The following is a 15,384-nucleotide window of genomic DNA, read 5'->3' as shown; positions in this document are numbered from 1 at the left end:
CGGGAGCGACACGATGGCCACCTGCCCCAAAGGACACGAATCGACGACCGCCGACTACTGCGACCAGTGCGGCGCCCCGATGCCCGGCACCTCGACGCCGGCTCCGCCGGCCGCCGTAGCCCCGCCGGCCGCCCCGCCCGCGGATCCCGTCGCCGGTACGCCGTGCCCGGTCTGCAATACGCCCCGCACTGGCCGCTTCTGCGAGGAGGACGGCTACGACTTCCTGCTCGCCCCGCCGGTGACCGCGACGAGTCCGTCCACCTCGCCCACTGGTGCCGCCGCCCCCGCAGCAGGCCGTGAGACGGCTGCCGGACCGCCATCCCCGGCCACGCCGGCGGCGCTGGTCGTCGTGGTAGGCACCGACCGCGGCTACTTCGACGCGGTCCTCGGCATGGGCGGCGAGGACGCCGACGGGCTGACCTTTCCTCGATTCGCCGCCGAGCGCCGATTCCCGTTGGTGGGCCAGCAGCTACTGATCGGACGATCCAGCCGCTCCCGGGGCATACACCCCGACATCGACCTCAGCGGCCCACCGGAGGACCCAGGCGTCTCACACACCCACGCGCTCCTCGTCCTGCAGCCCGACGGTTGGGCGGTGGTCGACCTCGGCTCATCCAACGGCACGTACCTCAACGACCCGCACTCGGCGCCCGTCCCGGCCGAGACCCCGGTGCCGATCACCGCCGGTGACCGCGTCTTCGTCGGCGCTTGGACCTGTCTGTCCATCCGCCCCGCCTAACCTGATCTTGAGACCTGCGTTCGTTGTGTCGAGCCGTCTCAGATCAGCTCAGCGATCCTGAGTCGGATTTAGTTTCCGGGATCGTTTCCCATCGTGGCGGGGCCGCGTGGGCACTCAGGTGGAATCCTGCGCCCAGGGCGGCTCCCCGTGGCCGGTGGCCGGTGTGCTGATAGTTGTTCACGCCCTGGTGCCGGTGGGCTGCGCGGGGCAGCCTCCGATCCGCTGGTGCATGCCCCTCCGGACGCTTGCCCGCCTGACCGTGAGGCCTGGCGGGGGAGGGTGCCCTGCGTCGCCCGGGCGCGGGGCGTGGTGTCGGCGTACGGATTCCGGTGCAGAGTCGGGTACGGCAAATGTGCAGAGGTCGGGGGCGCGAAGCATTCGGGACGCTGCGATGGCGGCCGGCCCGACGACCCAGGTCCGCTACTCACGATGAGTAATCGGTGGACGTGGGCTAGCTGCCCCGGATCGCGGCTACTTAGCGGATGTTCAGAGGACCAGAAGCGACGGCCGATGTAATTGAACCGTTCCTAAAGACTGAGCATGGGTTGCACAGGCTCAGTCGCGTGCCCCGAACGGTGTTGGGCACACTGGTTTCCCGCGTTCGCTCCGCGTCCGGCTCCATCGGATCGTGTCCGTGGTCCGGGAATGTGGGGGCGGGTTCCCTCGCGCCCTCGGGCACCAGGTTCGGCCTGGGCGCTCCGATGCCCGCGGCGATCGCTCTGGTCGTCGGGGGGCGGTGTCGTCCGTCGCCGGATCGGGTGTCCGAGGGCGCGTCGTCCGATCGCGATGCTAGCGGCGTCGTGACGGGTGGTCTTGCGGTTGGTGCTGGTCAGGGGGCGCTGCCAGTGCTGGGCGCCCCATTTGGAGGTGTAGGCGGGATCGACAGCGACGATGGTGATGCCCAACTCGGCCGCCATGCTGACGAGCCGGGACCGCAGCTTGGCCACTGGCATGCCGGAGATGAGCTTGCGGAACCGCTTGCGGCGGCCGTGTTTCTCCCGCGTGGTCTGCGCTGCGAAGTCGAGGTCTTCGATCGCGATGTTCAGCCCGTGCTGCTTGGCCCAGTGCAGAAGCCGGATCAGGGCGTGCCGTACCTGTGCGTCACGATGGTCCGCGTTGCCGGACAGGTCGTAGGAGAAGCGGCGCGGTTCACCGACTGGGTTGCCGTGCTCGTCCAAGCGCCAGGCGGCGAGATGGTCGGCGTTGGTATCCACACCGATGATCCCGTTCAGCGTGGCGGTGGCCAGCGGCATGATCCGGGCCGCAGGGATCGTCCACGACGCGGTCACGTACCAGCGGCGCCGGTCCACGTCTTCGTGGATGCGGTAGGCCACCGCCCGGTTGGCGGTGATGCGGTCGCGCCAGGCATCGCCACGGTGTGGGAATGACACCGTCGCGGCGAGCACGTACCGGCCGTGCTTCGCGCCGCTGTCAGCGACCCCGCACACCGGGCCTGCCTCGAGCGTCACACTCGGGCCTGGGCGGGGTCGCGGCCGGCGGTGGCTCGAATGGTCCGGGGCCAGGTCCATGCGGCGCGCAGGATGAAGGCCAGGAGCAGCAGCTCGAGTCCGATGGAGAGGCCGTAGAAGTAGAAGTAGGTCCAGGACTCGCCCTCCGCGTTGTACACCGAGACGGGAATGTAGAGCGTTGCCACGACGAGGTTGGTGGCGCGGTTGACACGGGCGGGGAGTGTCGTGGAGAGCAGGATCATGAGGATCGGGATGGCCACGAGCGTGAGCGCAAGGGCGACAAAGGTTGGGCCGGTGTCGAACTCATGAACGACGCCGACCAGGATGTCGTTGATGAAGCCGGGCTTGTACAGGGCGAGGTAGTCGACGTAGATGTAGAGGAACATGAAGCTGGCCCAGGCTGCGGCGAGCTTCGCCTGGACCGGGATGTGCGCTTCCTGGAGCGCACCGGCTGGTCTGTCGGTTCTGGTCATCGGATTTGCGGCGTGGAAACCCGGCCGTTTACGGCCGGGAGGAAACGCCGCCCCTCCCCTCAGTGATCGTCTTACATGGACGGTTGGTAGGGTGTGAGGCGTGGGTGAGGTGGTGAAGCGGGCGTACAAGTACCGCTTCTATCCGTCCCCTGAACAGGCCGAACAGCTGGGCCGGACCTTCGGGTGCGTGCGTCTGGTGTACAACCGGGCGCTGGAAGCACGCACTCGGGCGTGGGCGGTGGACCGCCGGCGCACCACGTACGCGCAGTCGTCGGGGTGGCTGACCGAGTGGAAGCGCACGCAGGAGTTGGCGTTCCTGAACGAGGTGTCGTCGGTGCCGTTGCAGCAGACGCTGCGGCATCTGCAGGCGGGGTTTGTGGCGTTCTGGGACAAGCGGGCCCGGTATCCGAGGTTCAAGTCCAAGCGCAAGTCGCGGGCGTCGGCGGAGTTCACCCGTTCCGCGTTTCGTTGGCGGGAGGGTCAGCTCACGCTGGCCAAGATGAACACCCCGCTGGACATCGTGTGGTCGCGGCCCCTGCCCGAAGGGGCGGAACCCTCGACGGTCACGGTGTCCCGGGACGCTGCCGGGCGCTGGTTCGTCTCCATCCTGGTCGAGGACCCGACGGTGAAGACGCTGCCGCCGGTCGCGGGCGTGGTCGGTGTGGACGCGGGCATCACCAGTCTGCTCACCCTGTCTCACCCGATCCCCGGAATCAGCGACGAGGAAGGCAAGGTGGCCAACCCGCGGTACGGGCAGGCCGACCGGCGCAAGCTGGCCAAGGCGCAGCGGAACCTGGCCCGCAAACAGAAGGGCTCCGCGAACCGGGCCAAGGCCCGGCTCAGAGTGGCCCGGATCCATGCCCGTATCGCCGACCGGCGTCGGGACCACCTGCACAAGCTGACCACTCGACTCGTCCGTGAGACTCAAACGGTCGCGATCGAAGACCTCAGCGTGCGTAACATGCTCCGCAATCGCCGCCTGGCCCGTGTCATCTCCGACGCGGCCTGGGGTCAGTTCCGCAGCATGCTGGAGTACAAAGCCCAGTGGTACGGGCGCCAGGTGATCCCCATCAACCGGTGGCTGCCCACGTCCAAAACCTGCTCCGTGTGCGGGCGGATCAACACCACCCTCGCCCTCAACGACCGCTCCTGGACGTGCCCGGGCTGCAAGGCCGAGCACGACCGGGACATCAACGCTGCTAAGAACATCCTCGCCGCCGGGCTGGCGGAGAGGTAAAACGCCTGCGGAGCTGATGTAAGACCTCAAGGGAAAGTCCTCCCGGCAAGGCAGTCGGCGATGAAACAGGAAACCTCACAGGCGACCGTGGGAATCCCGGCCCCTTCAGGGCCGGGAGGATGTCAACACGTCTCCTGTGTGCTGGCGTCAGCCGGGTGGGCTCACTCGATGTCTTAACCATGACCAGCGTTGACGGGCGCCACATCCGCTTGCGGGCTCGAGCGGTCCTGGCCGCAGGCGCGGGACATCCGCAGTACTTTCGGCTGATCCGCCCGAGTGGCGGCCCCCTTACGTTGTCCGGGAGGGGGAAGCATGCGTGCTGGCATCTTGGCTGAGCCTCGCCCCGCACGCCCGCCGGTGCGGGTCTGGCGGGACTGGGCGCTGTCCTCGGCTCTTGTCGCGATCTCGCTCGTCGAGGTACTGCTGCGCGACGACAGGGCGTGGGCGCCGCTGCTGGTCGGTGTCAGCGTCGTGGTCGCGGCGTGCCTGCTGTGGCGACGCACGCGGCCGCTGGCCGCAGTCACCGTTGCCTTCGGAGCCGTTCTCGCGTTCGACATCGCGAGGATCGCGGTCATTGATGCCACCGGTCTGCTGGGCATCGCAGGGCTGCTTGTGTTGCCCTACGCCCTGCTGCGCTGGGGAGCAGCTCGCGAGGCTGCCCTCGGACTCGGCATCATCCTCATCTGGCTACCCGTCACCCTCATCGCGGACCCGACCTCACCCGCGGAGAAGGTCGCCGGTTACGGCTTCTTCCTGTTCTCGGCCGCGCTCGGCGCGGCAGTGCGCTACCGCACCAGAAGCCACGACCGCGACATCGAGCAGGTGCGGCTTCACCAGCGCAACGAACTCGCCCGCGAGCTGCACGACACGGTCGGCCACCGCGTCTTGGCCATCGCCGTCCAGGCACAGGCAGGTCGCGCGCTGTCCGCCGCAGATCCGAAGCGCGCGCTGGCTACCCTGGTCACCATTGAGGAAGAGGCGTCCCGGACGCTCAAGGAGATGCGAGCCCTCGTAGGCGTGCTGCGCGACGGTACGGACGCCGATCTCGCCCCCCGGCGAGGGGTGGTGGACGTCGAACGACTCGCTCGTCCCGGCGGCGAGGTGCTGGGCGTCCGCGTGCAGGTCTCCGGTGACGTCGAGGCCGTTGAGCCAGCAGTCAGCACCGCCCTCTACCTGATCGCCGCCGAGGCGGTCACCAACGCGACCCGCCACGCCTCCGGCGCCACCCACGTCACCGTCGACGTCACCGCATCCCGCAGCCAGGTGCACCTGCGAGTGCGCGATGACGGCGAGGCGAGTACGACCAGCTCCCCGCACGCCGGCTACGGGCTGCGCGGCATGGCCGAGCGGGCGAGCCTGCTCGGCGGCACCCTCCGGGCGGGACCTGGCCCGGACGGCGGCTGGAGCGTCGACGCCTCGCTGCCTCGGACAGCGCGCGCGTCATGACCATCCGCGTGCTGGTCGCTGACGACCAGGACATCGTCAGGGCAGGGCTCTGCATGATCTTGGACGCCCAACCGGGCATCGCCGTCGTCGGCGAGGCCGCCGACGGCCGCCGGGCGATCGCCATGGCCCGTTCGCTGCGTCCCGATGTGTGCCTGCTGGACATCCGCATGCCCGAGGTCGACGGGATCGAAGCCACCCGCCAGCTCGCCGGGGCCGACGTGGCCGATCCTCTGGCCGTCGTCGTCATCACCACTTTCGACCTCGACGAGTACGTCTACGGCGCGCTGAAGGCAGGCGCCCGAGGCTTCCTCCTCAAGGACGCCGGCGCCGAGATGCTCACCCAGGCCATCCATGCCGCCGCCCGCGGCGACGCCCTGATCGCACCGAACATCACCGCGAAGCTCCTGTCCTCCTTCGCGAACAGCCGCTCGCGCTCGGTGCCAGCTGAGCCTGTCGAGCCGCTGACCGCTCGCGAGGAACAGGTCCTGCTGGCTGCCGCTCGCGGCCGGACCAACAGCGAGATCGGCGATGAGCTGTCCATCAGCCTCAGCACCGTCAAGACCCACATCGCCGCCCTGATGCGCAAGCTCAACGCCCGCAACCGCGTCGAGATCGTCATGTGGGCCTACGAGACACGCCGCGTCGGCACCTGATCGGCGCCCGCATACTCGAATCGCGGAAGCAGGAGCGCCGGGGGGCCGGATAAGGCGAGGAACTCACCTCGGGCGGGTTGAGTGGGCATGCCGCTGGCTTCGGGCGCACCGTCGGACGTCCGGCGGCTGTCCCTTCCTACACAGGTTGCGCCCTGCGGTGTCCCGGTCGTGTGTCACGGTGCTCGGTGCCCCGAAGGATCGACCGCCGTGTCGGCGGCGGCCGACCCGTTGGGGCTCCGACATCCCGCAGGCGCGCTAGTCGTACCGATCGTCGTCGTGCACGACGACGGCAGGGCACGCGGGCCCGGCGAGCCGACGGCATCGAGCGTGACGTCCGCTTCTCGGCTATGAGAGAGCGACCGCTGACCCGATCACCGTGACAGTGAGTAGCGCTCGGATCGCGGCAGATCCGGATACCGAATCGCGGGCAGTGGCCGTGGCATCAAGCGACGCAGAACTCGTTGCCCTCGGGGTCCTGCATGACGACGTGGCCGAGCACGTCGCCGTACCACTCCTCGCGGATCACCGTCGCGCCAGCGGCGACCAACTCGGGGACTTTCTGCCGGATCAGTCGGGCGCGCTCGACCATGTTCCAGGGGCCTGGACCGGCCACCCGGACATCGATATGCACTCGGTTCTTGCTGGACTTGCCCTCGACTTCATGCTGGAAGAATCGGAGATCTTTCCCGAAGCGCATTGGGCAACCTCGACAAACCAGGAACCGAACCGGCTTCAGATTCCGGCCAACGCCAGCACCTGATCGAACCCGCGAAGCTGGGCTGGCGAACTCACCATCGGCAGCACCAGGGCCGGTATGCCGACGGCCACGGAACCGCCGTCGCATCCGGGATGGTCGCCAACCATCAACGTTCGATCTGGCTGTGCCGCCAGGGCTTCGACTGCGGTGCGCCAGATCCGTACATCGGGTTTGACGAAGCCGACCTCGTAGGAAAGAACAAATGCATCGATGTAGCGGTCAAGGCCGTGCCTCGCAAAGCAGATGCGAATGTCCCAGCCCACGTTGCTGACCACGCCAAGGCGAATACCGCGGGCACTCAGCGCGGCGAGAGTGGACGCCGTGTCCGCGTACGGCGCCAGCGCTTCGGCGCGCGTTTCGTGCAGGGCTCGCGCAAACGGCAAGTCCACCCCACGGATTTGCTGCAGGACAGCCAGAATCGCCCGGTCCCACACCTGTGGGTCCAAGTCCCGGGCGATGTGAGCAGGGTCCGTAGCCGTCGTCCGCAGCAACTCAGCGAAATCCGAGGCGATGCGCCCCGCCTCACCGGCGGCCACCTCCCGGCCGATCAAGGCCGCCGCGCTGCCGACCCAGCGGTTGGGGTCCCTGGCGAACAGGGTCCAAGCGAAATCGAACAGGACGGTTGTCACGGGTTTCGAAGGCACCAGGTCACCCTAGATCAGCGGGACGATTGACATGGGCCATGATGCTCCTGACTGCGCTCGACGCAGAACAGGTTGCCCTCCGGGTCGGCCCTGGTCACCCAACCGGGGCCGTTGGGGCTTGCGATGATCCTCGTACTCGGGTCGCGCCCGAGCCCCTTCAGCCGCACGACCTCCTCATCGCGTTGTCCCGTCGGTCGGCATGACATCGATATGCATTCGGCGACCGGTTCTTGGTTCAGCGGCTTTCCCCTCGGGCACCTTCAGGAAACTAATGGCGGGGCCCCGGCCATCCGGGTCGACGATCGACGCGTTATCGGGCTCGTCGAAGCCAGATTCCTTGACATAGCCGAGGGCCAGCGCCCAGAAAGCGGCGATCCGCTGCGGATGGTCGGCATCGCATCCCAAGGTCCAAAAAGTCGCCATGACGCCAACGTACGGGGGCTGCGACCAGCTGTCATCGGCAAGAGCGTGTACTCGAGACCGTGGCCGGCAACAAGGATGATGTATACCGACGGTGACGACGATTCGGCGGTCGGCGCACATGCTCTGCGGCAGATCCGGATGCCGGCTCAATTCATTCGCTGCCGCCGATGGGGGGATCGACGGTGTGATCGAACTGCCTGCGGATCTTCGTACTCGCCACCCGGCAGGATGTTGCCAGCCCCGCCTTGCAAGCACATGGGCTCGCTGATCTTGAGCCCGCTGAGGGCGACCAGACTTGGTTCATTGATGGCTGCGGAGGTTGTCCGTCCGTGCGACTCTCGACCGCGTGAACCGCGGTGAGTTGTACGAGCATCTTGCGCTGAACAAGCACCTGCTGGAGGTCGCCGTGGCGCGATTCGCCTCGCTGACTGATGGCCTAAAGCATCCTCGAATCGACACGGCCCGCGACAGTCTCAGTGCGTCTGGCGCAGCCCTCACCGGCGCGGCCGGCGGTATCTCCGCGTGGACGCGTACCTGCCTCGGCATGGTGGCGGTCGGGGTGGCCGCCTGGGCGGTGGCCGCTTTCGCTAGACAGCTCATCGGCCTCTCGGCGGGATGGACGATTACGGCCACGGTGGCGGTGGTGTTGGCGCTGGTGTGGCCGGTGAACATGTTGAACGATGCGTTGGCGGACAGGGTCAACCGCCGGCGGACGAAGCGGCCGGCATCGCCGTTGGAGATGGTGGCGCCGGTCGACCTCGATCCGGCCGCCGAGATCATCATGATGCTGTGGGGGGTGCGGGACGGGTTGGCCGTCGTGATGAAACGTTGGTCTGGCGCGCATCGATTTGCCTACGTGGCGCACAGCGCCTCCGGCTTCGACTGGTTGCGCCGACACGATCGGCACCTGTTCGGGGTCAGCGTCGCAGACAGATGTGTCTGTCAAGCCATCGACTCAATCGAAATCTGGCTCGAAGCCCGCGAGCGCCACCGGTGAACGACATCGCAGCGCAGCTGCGGGATTGCGCCGACTTGGCCGAGCGAGCTGCGGTGAAAAGGCAGCATGCCGAGTTGGATGGGCCGCGCTGCGCCCCGGCGATCATCGGTGGCCTGGAGCTGGCCGCGGATACGCTTCGCTATGCCGCGAAGCCCCTTGCTCCTCCGCCCGTGGCATCCCGCAGAGCAATGACCGATTCGGCGTTGATGAGTTCTGTTTGGGTGATCTCTTGCGCGGCCCTTTTGCTGACTGTGCCGAACCCGGCTCAGCCGCTCGTACTCGCGATCACTCTCGCCGGCACCGGAGTGCTGTCAAAGGTGGCACGGGATGTGGTTGTCGCGATCTGGGAACGGCGCGACGCGCGGAGGCTCGCCGCAGCCGTCAACGAGCCCGAGGACGTCCAACACACCATCGCTGAGCTGAGGACAAGGATCCGCGCGATTACCGGTGCGCTGGAACCGGACCGCAACGACCTTCACCTCGAGGCCGGCCGGCGGATCGAATCCGCACAGGTGTGGATTGACGCCGCCGACCACGCGTTGGCGGAAACGCCCGAGCGTTGACGCCGGCTTGGGCAACACCCTCTTCTCGGCAGATCCGGACACTACCGGGGCTCGGCGAACATCACTGTGTGTAGTCGATGATTTCTGTGCGCGGGCGGCGGCTCGACCATCAGCTCGCCGCTGAGCTTGCGGATGTCGATGGCCGCTGCGTCCTCGGTGGCGTACGCGGCCCTGCACTGCAACTCGTACGCCGACACGTGGTGGCCTGGGCCGGCAAGGGCCGGTCTTCGACCGGCCCTTGCGGCTGGCCGTACAGGTGGTGGGAGGTGACGACGGCTGCGGCTTCGAGCGTGTCCACGCGCCAGAGATCCGCCAGCGAATGCTCGGCGGTGTTATGGCATACGTGCGGGACGTCCTCATGCCGCTGACCGCGCGCTACACACTGTCACCACAACCTGATCGAGCCGGCTCTCATTCGTGCCGAATTGAGCGCGATGCTGTCGCGGGCTGGCGACGACGGCGATCCCGACGCCGTGACCGGACGCTGCGGGCGATTAGCCGCCTCCGCTCTCGGCGCGCGGCCGGGCTGAAAGGCCGCCCGAGGGCCTCATGATCCATCGCCTGGCCACGATCATCGGTTGCCAGGCGGCCTGGTTGGGGTGAGAATGACGCCAGGTTGATGACCCAGCCGATGCTCCATGAGGAGATGGCTGGTGTCCCGGATATCTGGTAGTAAGACCCGTGCCCCGCAGTGGGGGCCGGGCCGTCTTGGTTGGTCGCAACGACGTGTCGACGGTGCCGTCGTGATCCATTTGGCGGGCGAACTGGACCTGTCGACGGCCGCGGAGTTGCATCGGCGGCTGATGAGCGTCGTCGAATCGAGCGCGGCCGCGACCGTTGTTTTGGACATGTCGCACGTGGCCTTCATCGATGCCCACAGCACCGGCTTGATCGTGACCGCGTGGGCGGCCGCGACGTGTCGTGGACGACAGTTTCAGGTTAATGGGCTGCAGGGAATACCGGCACGGGTGTTCGGCCTGCTGGGGTTTACGCCGTTAGCAGCGCGCCGGATGTGGGACGACAAGGCCGGAGGGGTTGCGGGTGGCCCAAGCGAAGGGGCAGGCGGAGTTGCCGCACGGTGACAGGCCGTTGGAGGAGCGCATGGTGCAGGCTGACCTGTGGGAAGCTGGCGCCGACGAGCGGGAACGGCTGGCCGACGAGCGGGAACGGCTGGCTGACGAACGGGAAGCGCTGGCCGACGAGCGGGAACGGCTGGCCAATCGCCAGGAATACGGGCAGGACCGGCAGCAGGCCGACCGGCCGCCGCGCGCCTCACCGACCGGCGAGGCCGACGATGCGGCGGAGGCGGCCGAGACAGAGGCGCTGCGCCGCGCGGAGGCCGCCGTGCGGCGGGCCGAGGCGGAGTTGGACCGGACGCGGCAGGCCGCCGCCCGTGTTCGGGCACGCGCTGCTCGCCGCCGCGCCGCCAGCGAGCGGGTCGCGACAGCTCGGCACGCCGACGAGACCGTTGACGTCGAGGAATGCGCGTGGCTGGCCGATCGGCGAGACTTTGTTGCCGCCGAACGCGACGATCAAGCAGACGAACGAGACCAGATCGCTGACCAGCGCGAGGAAATCGCAGGGCTGCGCGAGCGCCTGGCCGACGAGCGTGAGCGCGAGTTGCTGCAGCGGGAGCGGCGGGTCGACCAGCTGCGACCAACCGGCCGCCGGCCCAGGGCGGCGCGGCCTCGGGCCGACCGGGAACCCGTGGTGGACAGGGACCTACGCGCCGACGGTGAGCGCCAGCGCGAGCGCGCCGCAGCCGACCGGCGTGCCGCGGCGCATGATCGAGCCCGCGCTGCCGCGAAATGGGGTCCACAGGCGTACGGGCCGACGTTGCTGGCCAGCTTCGCCCCGCTCGCCCAGCAGTTGTTCGGCAACGACGACCTGCGCGACACGCTCGCGCAGGTGCTGAAGTTCACCGTCAGCGCCGTGGCCGGATGCGACTGCGCCAGCGTCACGCTGTACCGCCACGGACGCGTCGTCGATACCGTGACCAGCGACGCGGTCGCCGCCGAACTCGACGACATCCAGTTCGCGACCGGAATCGGCCCTGCCCCCGAAGCGATGCAAAATGAAACTCCCGTCTACGTCGCCGACCTGGCCGATTCGCCGCGCTGGCCGGTCCTGGCCGCTACCGCCGTCGAGTTCGAAATGGCCAGTGCCCTGTGCCATGGTCTGTTTGTCCATCGGCCGGCCCAATGGTCGGTGCTCGGTGCGTTCAACCTCTACAGCGCGACACCTGGCGCATTCAGTGAGGAAGACCAGGAGTTCGGCTCGATCCTGGCCGCATACGTGGCCGTGGCCGTGGCCATGGCACAGCGCCGCGACGAAGTCGGCCGTCGCGAAGCCGCCCTGCATCGAGGACTGAGCACCCGTGACGTCATCGGGCAGGCCAAGGGTATCTTGATGGAACGCCAACGCCTGTCCGCCGGTGACGCCTTCGATCTGCTGCGTCGCACATCCCAGCGGCTAAACCGCAAACTCGCCGATGTCGCCCAGCAACTCGCAGAAACTGGAGAGATACCGGCATAGGCGCGCACCGTAGCATCGCCCATCCGAGATAGTGGCTCGACCAGTCCGTTAGGCCCTGTGCGACCTCACCCGCCAACGACCATCGCGACGTGGCACCGCCCGTCGTTTCGTCACGGGCGCCGGTGATATCCGCTCACTCATGCCGACCGTGCGCGATCCGGGCGCTACATACCGTGAAGGCCCAGCGGCCGGCTTGGCCAGACTGACATGCCGAATTCAGTGCGTCCGCTTTCCCGTGCCGTCAAGCGTCGGCAGGTGGTCGACGACCAGCAGCCACCGCAGATTCCACAGAAGGTATTGACAACGTCACTGCACCAGAGCGCGGACCTCTTGTGCGGTAAACCGCGCGAAGCCTTCAAGATCGGGTTCGTCAGCGGTGGGTTGGAGGATCACGGCATCGGCTCCGGCGTCTTTGTAACGGTTCACGACGGCAGCTATGTCGGCGGCGCCACCGAGCGCGGCTGTATCGGACTTGTCTGACTCGCCCCAGAACTCCAGTTCACGGGCCATGCGTGCCGCGGCGTCGGGGCCGGTCGCCGCGTGCACATACACCGTGATGGCCTTGGCCGTGTGCCTGACGGCGGCCACCTCCTCCGGTGGCGTGCCAGCCGTCAGCAGGATCCCGTCGGCGACCTCGCAGGCGAGCGCCCGCGTCTTGGGCCCGGTCGCGCCGGCGTAGATTCGGGTCGCACCCGTCGGCGGGTAGTCGAGCTTGACCTTGTCGAGCCGCACGTAACGGCCCGAGACCGTGACCGTCTCGCCGGCCAGCAGCGCCTTCAACGCCTCAATATGCTCGCGCAGCAGGGTCAGCGGCGAGCCCACCCGCGCGCCGACCTGACCCATCCAGTCCTGCACGCCGTGGCCGAGGGTGAGGCGCACCCGATCGGGAAAGAGCCGGTGCAGCGTAGCGGCCTCCATGCCCAGCACCGCGACGTTGCGGAACGGCACCGGAAGCAGGCCGATACCCACCGCCAGGCGGTCGGTCCAGGCGAGAGCGGCGGCCGCGGTGGCGATGCCGCTCTCGAGGAAGCAGTCCTCCCAGAGCCACAGCTCCTCAATGCCTGCCTCGTCTGCGGCGCGCGCGACGGACCGGAGGCGTTCGGGCGGGTTCTGCGGGCGGAAGACCACACCGAGAGTCGTCATGCCAGCCGAGCCTAGACCAGGCCGGAGCCGCGACCGATGGTCCGCGTGGCTTCGGCCGCGAGCCCAGGGGCGACCGAGTAGCCGATCTCGCTGACCAGGGCCGCGCATGCCCGACCTGTGGCGTCCACCCGGACGGCCCCGCCGCACGCTGGCGTGCCTCCCCGGCGGAGGACCGCTGGCAACGGATCTGGTACCGCGAGCTCGACGACCGACCAGGGCCCTCGCCCCATGAGTTCGGCGTGCACTGATCTGAGCCGCGATCCGCGCACCACGCAGTGTCACCACAACAGATCAAGGCAGCGCCCGGTAGCCGAAGAGCGGATGCGGCGAGTCGCATCTGAGACGCGCCACGGCGGGGGCGGTCATCTCGCCCCGCCGTGGCGCTGTTACGGCGTGGTCAAGGTCAGTTGCCGGCAGGCGGTGCTGTCAGTTCGGCGTGCCGCACCGTGTAGTCCCCGCGAGTCACCGTGGCGAACGCGGCGGGCGCGAGGCAGGTACCGATTCGGGCCGGACCCCATTGGCCTGCCTCGTTCTGGTCGGCGCTAGCTGACCATGTGAAGCCGACCCGGTCGCGGCCGCGGCCGCCGTCCTGCACGCTGAAACCGACCCGCTTGCCGAGGAAGTCGCTGGCGTACTCGTCGGCGCGAGTGACGATGCCGGTCAGGGTCGCATGACCGGGGCTTGTGATCATGCAGTCGACAGCCGCCTCGAACCGCACGGTGATGTTGTCTGCGGCCACCCAGTGCGCGACCCGCACCGTGCCTGTCGCGTCCGCCGGCGAGCCCATCTCCCCGCCCGGAAGCGGGATCGGGCGGCTATACGGCGCCGACCGGGCGTCGAAGGCGAACGAGCGCACGTCGCCGTCCTGCCCGTACGGCAAGGCGAACTCCGCCGATCCGGTCACCCGCGCCGGTCTGCGGTCCGCGGCCCCGGCCGGCGCCGCCGCCGCCGCCGCCGCCGCCGCAACTAGAATGGCCGCCGCGGCGATGCCCCATCCGAATGTTCTGCGCATGGTCGTCCTCCCGATCCGGCCGCGGTGCCGCGGCCCTGCGTGACCTTTACGCTCGGCGATCCGGGAACAGAATCGATCCCTCTCAAGGGGGGAATCGCTCCCCGGTGTACGGGAAACGGGGCTCTGCCGGGATGACGACCGGACACCGACGCGGGGCGGTACCGCGCGTCACGCCCTGTAACGGGTGGATCGCGGTGCTCGGCGCACGGATCTGCCGAGTTGAGTAGATGGGTTCGCCCGAACAATGGCGTTGCGTCCACTTGGCGACGCCGATATTTTGCCGGCGTGGAGATCGTGACTCGCACCGATCGGCCCGAGCTGCACGAGGCGGCGGCCGTCGTGTTCCGAGAACGCTGGCCAGAGTTCATTTTCCACGACGACGTGCCGAAGAGATACATGGGCCGGGTCAAGGAGTATTTCGCGCGATATGACGTCATGGTGCTCGATGAGGGTTCTGTCGTCGCCGGTGGATGGGGAGTGCCGATGGCCTGGGATGGCACCGTCGACGACCTGCCGTCCGGCTACGACGACGCGTTGATCCGTGCGGTGGAAGGCCACGAAGCGGGAATCGAGCCCACAAGCCTGAGCTTCATGGCGGTGGCCGTGGGCTCATCGCATGACAAGCGTGGCATGGCCGGTGTCGTGCTTGAGGAGTTGGCGCGACGAGCGCACAGCGACGGCCTCGCGCATGTGGTCGCTCCGCTTCGACCGACGTGGAAGCACCGGTACCCGATGGTGTCGATGGCCGAGTACGCCGGGTGGACCCGCCCGGACGGACTCTCTATCGATCCGTGGATCCGCACCCACCAACGCATGGGAGCCCGCGTGCTCTGTCCAGCTCAGAGGTCGATGGTGATTGAAGGAAGCGTCGCTGATTGGGAGAGCTGGGCGGACATGCTGTTTCCGGTTACCCGGGAGTATGTGGTCCCCGGCGCACTCAACCTCGTGCTGATCGATCGGGAACGGGACCGCGGCGTATATGTCGAGGAAAACCTGTGGGTTCAGCACAGCTGAACTCGGCGTCATACCGCAACGGGACTGCCTGCGCCCGACAGCCAACGGGCGCTGACCACACGCGATAGGTAGCCGCGATCCGCTCGGTCATGCCGAGATCAGTGCACCCGATCATGCCGAGATGCGGTCGTTTTGCTCGGCTTCCGGCCCCCGTTACGGATGATCGGTGTGCGCTGCCCGGGAGTCCTCTCGCTCCGCCGCCGAGGTGTTTGCTTGCGAGTGGGGGGAGCGGGGTGAACCTTTTGTGGGTCCGGGTCAGTACGACGTGACCGCTGTATC

17 protein-coding genes are annotated in these 15,384 nt (G+C 68.1%); 9 read left to right on the top strand and 8 right to left on the bottom strand.

All coding sequences use genetic code 11. The features are described from left to right. Nucleotides 1-13 precede the first annotated feature (13 nt). The gene (locus ACGF4F_RS31385) at nucleotides 14-739 is read left to right on the top strand and encodes an FHA domain-containing protein (protein ID WP_393083047.1); all 726 of its coding nucleotides are present in this window, start codon (nucleotides 14-16) and stop codon (nucleotides 737-739) included. A 527-nt stretch (nucleotides 740-1,266) separates the two neighbouring features. Here ACGF4F_RS31385 and ACGF4F_RS31380 read toward each other — a convergent pair. Together ACGF4F_RS31380 and ACGF4F_RS31375 are read right to left on the bottom strand one after the other, a co-directional pair. After that, nucleotides 1,267-2,208, bottom strand: coding sequence for an IS200/IS605 family accessory protein TnpB-related protein (locus tag ACGF4F_RS31380; protein ID WP_393083044.1), 942 nt, complete (start codon nucleotides 2,206-2,208; stop codon nucleotides 1,267-1,269). Then, nucleotides 2,205-2,681 (bottom strand): DUF6326 family protein, encoded by a 477-nt coding sequence (locus tag ACGF4F_RS31375; protein WP_393083041.1) that lies wholly within the window; start codon nucleotides 2,679-2,681, stop codon nucleotides 2,205-2,207. Before ACGF4F_RS31375 ends, ACGF4F_RS31380 begins: the two co-directional genes overlap by 4 nt. Before the next feature lie 100 nt (nucleotides 2,682-2,781). Between ACGF4F_RS31375 and ACGF4F_RS31370 the strand changes: the two genes are divergently transcribed. The 3 genes from ACGF4F_RS31370 to ACGF4F_RS31360 all read left to right on the top strand — a co-directional run bounded on the left by ACGF4F_RS31370 (nucleotide 2,782) and on the right by ACGF4F_RS31360 (nucleotide 6,017). After that, entirely contained in the window at nucleotides 2,782-3,918 is a 1,137-nt protein-coding gene (locus tag ACGF4F_RS31370) for an RNA-guided endonuclease InsQ/TnpB family protein (RefSeq protein ID WP_393083038.1), read from the top strand. Between the two features lie 312 nt (nucleotides 3,919-4,230). After that, nucleotides 4,231-5,364: a histidine kinase gene (locus ACGF4F_RS31365; RefSeq protein WP_357447539.1), complete on the top strand. Its 1,134-nt coding sequence runs from the start codon at nucleotides 4,231-4,233 to the stop codon at nucleotides 5,362-5,364. After that, nucleotides 5,361-6,017 (top strand): response regulator, encoded by a 657-nt coding sequence (locus ACGF4F_RS31360; RefSeq protein ID WP_393083035.1) that lies wholly within the window; start codon nucleotides 5,361-5,363, stop codon nucleotides 6,015-6,017. The genes ACGF4F_RS31365 and ACGF4F_RS31360 overlap by 4 nt, the downstream gene beginning before the upstream one ends. A gap of 442 nt (nucleotides 6,018-6,459) precedes the next feature. On the opposite strand, the gene ACGF4F_RS31355 is transcribed toward ACGF4F_RS31360, so the two are convergent. The 3 genes from ACGF4F_RS31355 to ACGF4F_RS31345 form a co-directional block, all read right to left on the bottom strand. Further along, a complete protein-coding gene (locus tag ACGF4F_RS31355) occupies nucleotides 6,460-6,714 on the bottom strand; it encodes a VOC family protein (RefSeq protein ID WP_393083032.1) in 255 nt (84 codons plus the stop codon). Nucleotides 6,715-6,749: 35 nt separating this feature from the next. Beyond that, nucleotides 6,750-7,403, bottom strand: a complete 654-nt coding sequence (locus ACGF4F_RS31350; RefSeq protein WP_393083030.1) for an HAD family hydrolase — start codon at nucleotides 7,401-7,403, stop codon at nucleotides 6,750-6,752. A 189-nt stretch (nucleotides 7,404-7,592) separates the two neighbouring features. Continuing rightward, nucleotides 7,593-7,841 (bottom strand): VOC family protein, encoded by a 249-nt coding sequence (locus ACGF4F_RS31345; protein WP_393083027.1) that lies wholly within the window; start codon nucleotides 7,839-7,841, stop codon nucleotides 7,593-7,595. 346 nt (nucleotides 7,842-8,187) lie between these two features. On the opposite strand from ACGF4F_RS31345, the gene ACGF4F_RS31340 reads away from it, so the two are divergent. After that, nucleotides 8,188-8,838, top strand: a complete 651-nt coding sequence (locus ACGF4F_RS31340) for a hypothetical protein (protein ID WP_393083024.1) — start codon at nucleotides 8,188-8,190, stop codon at nucleotides 8,836-8,838. After that, nucleotides 8,835-9,401 (top strand): hypothetical protein, encoded by a 567-nt coding sequence (locus tag ACGF4F_RS31335; protein WP_393083021.1) that lies wholly within the window; start codon nucleotides 8,835-8,837, stop codon nucleotides 9,399-9,401. The genes ACGF4F_RS31340 and ACGF4F_RS31335 overlap by 4 nt, the downstream gene beginning before the upstream one ends. Before the next feature lie 41 nt (nucleotides 9,402-9,442). Here ACGF4F_RS31335 and ACGF4F_RS31330 read toward each other — a convergent pair whose 3' ends face one another. Continuing rightward, nucleotides 9,443-9,598: a hypothetical protein gene (locus ACGF4F_RS31330; RefSeq protein WP_393083018.1), complete on the bottom strand. Its 156-nt coding sequence runs from the start codon at nucleotides 9,596-9,598 to the stop codon at nucleotides 9,443-9,445. Between the two features lie 441 nt (nucleotides 9,599-10,039). On the opposite strand from ACGF4F_RS31330, the gene ACGF4F_RS31325 reads away from it, so the two are divergent. Both ACGF4F_RS31325 and ACGF4F_RS31320 read left to right on the top strand, forming a co-directional pair. Continuing rightward, nucleotides 10,040-10,483: an STAS domain-containing protein gene (locus ACGF4F_RS31325; RefSeq protein WP_393083015.1), complete on the top strand. Its 444-nt coding sequence runs from the start codon at nucleotides 10,040-10,042 to the stop codon at nucleotides 10,481-10,483. A gap of 19 nt (nucleotides 10,484-10,502) precedes the next feature. Then, the gene (locus ACGF4F_RS31320; RefSeq protein ID WP_393083012.1) at nucleotides 10,503-11,936 is read left to right on the top strand and encodes a GAF and ANTAR domain-containing protein; all 1,434 of its coding nucleotides are present in this window, start codon (nucleotides 10,503-10,505) and stop codon (nucleotides 11,934-11,936) included. A 306-nt stretch (nucleotides 11,937-12,242) separates the two neighbouring features. Here the strand turns inward: ACGF4F_RS31320 and ACGF4F_RS31315 are convergent, their stop codons facing one another. Then, the gene (locus ACGF4F_RS31315) at nucleotides 12,243-13,079 is read right to left on the bottom strand and encodes an LLM class flavin-dependent oxidoreductase (protein WP_393083009.1); all 837 of its coding nucleotides are present in this window, start codon (nucleotides 13,077-13,079) and stop codon (nucleotides 12,243-12,245) included. Nucleotides 13,080-13,482: 403 nt separating this feature from the next. Next, the gene (locus ACGF4F_RS31310) at nucleotides 13,483-14,091 is read right to left on the bottom strand and encodes a hypothetical protein (protein WP_393083006.1); all 609 of its coding nucleotides are present in this window, start codon (nucleotides 14,089-14,091) and stop codon (nucleotides 13,483-13,485) included. A 285-nt stretch (nucleotides 14,092-14,376) separates the two neighbouring features. Between ACGF4F_RS31310 and ACGF4F_RS31305 the strand changes: the two genes are divergently transcribed. Beyond that, the gene (locus ACGF4F_RS31305) at nucleotides 14,377-15,105 is read left to right on the top strand and encodes a hypothetical protein (protein WP_393083003.1); all 729 of its coding nucleotides are present in this window, start codon (nucleotides 14,377-14,379) and stop codon (nucleotides 15,103-15,105) included. Nucleotides 15,106-15,384: the final 279 nt, after the last annotated feature.

It is taken from the genome of Micromonospora sp. NPDC047740, assembly GCF_043204735.1.
Classification (GTDB): domain Bacteria; phylum Actinomycetota; class Actinomycetes; order Mycobacteriales; family Micromonosporaceae; genus Micromonospora.
Note: the sequence above shows the minus strand (reverse complement) of the source record. Positions and strands in the feature narration are given on the sequence as shown.

Excerpts from the sequence above, each read along its gene's own strand:
- ACGF4F_RS31385 (WP_393083047.1), top strand. The coding sequence starts at position 14 with ATGGCCACCTGCCCCAAAGGACACGAATCGACGACCGCCGACTACTGC.
- ACGF4F_RS31375 (WP_393083041.1), bottom strand. The coding sequence starts at position 2,681 with ATGACCAGAACCGACAGACCAGCCGGTGCGCTCCAGGAAGCGCACATC.
- ACGF4F_RS31365 (WP_357447539.1), top strand. The coding sequence starts at position 4,231 with ATGCGTGCTGGCATCTTGGCTGAGCCTCGCCCCGCACGCCCGCCGGTG.
- ACGF4F_RS31360 (WP_393083035.1), top strand. The coding sequence starts at position 5,361 with ATGACCATCCGCGTGCTGGTCGCTGACGACCAGGACATCGTCAGGGCA.
- ACGF4F_RS31355 (WP_393083032.1), bottom strand. The coding sequence starts at position 6,714 with ATGCGCTTCGGGAAAGATCTCCGATTCTTCCAGCATGAAGTCGAGGGC.
- ACGF4F_RS31345 (WP_393083027.1), bottom strand. The coding sequence starts at position 7,841 with ATGGCGACTTTTTGGACCTTGGGATGCGATGCCGACCATCCGCAGCGG.
- ACGF4F_RS31325 (WP_393083015.1), top strand. The coding sequence starts at position 10,040 with ATGAGGAGATGGCTGGTGTCCCGGATATCTGGTAGTAAGACCCGTGCC.
- ACGF4F_RS31320 (WP_393083012.1), top strand. The coding sequence starts at position 10,503 with ATGGTGCAGGCTGACCTGTGGGAAGCTGGCGCCGACGAGCGGGAACGG.
- ACGF4F_RS31315 (WP_393083009.1), bottom strand. The coding sequence starts at position 13,079 with ATGACGACTCTCGGTGTGGTCTTCCGCCCGCAGAACCCGCCCGAACGC.
- ACGF4F_RS31310 (WP_393083006.1), bottom strand. The coding sequence starts at position 14,091 with ATGCGCAGAACATTCGGATGGGGCATCGCCGCGGCGGCCATTCTAGTT.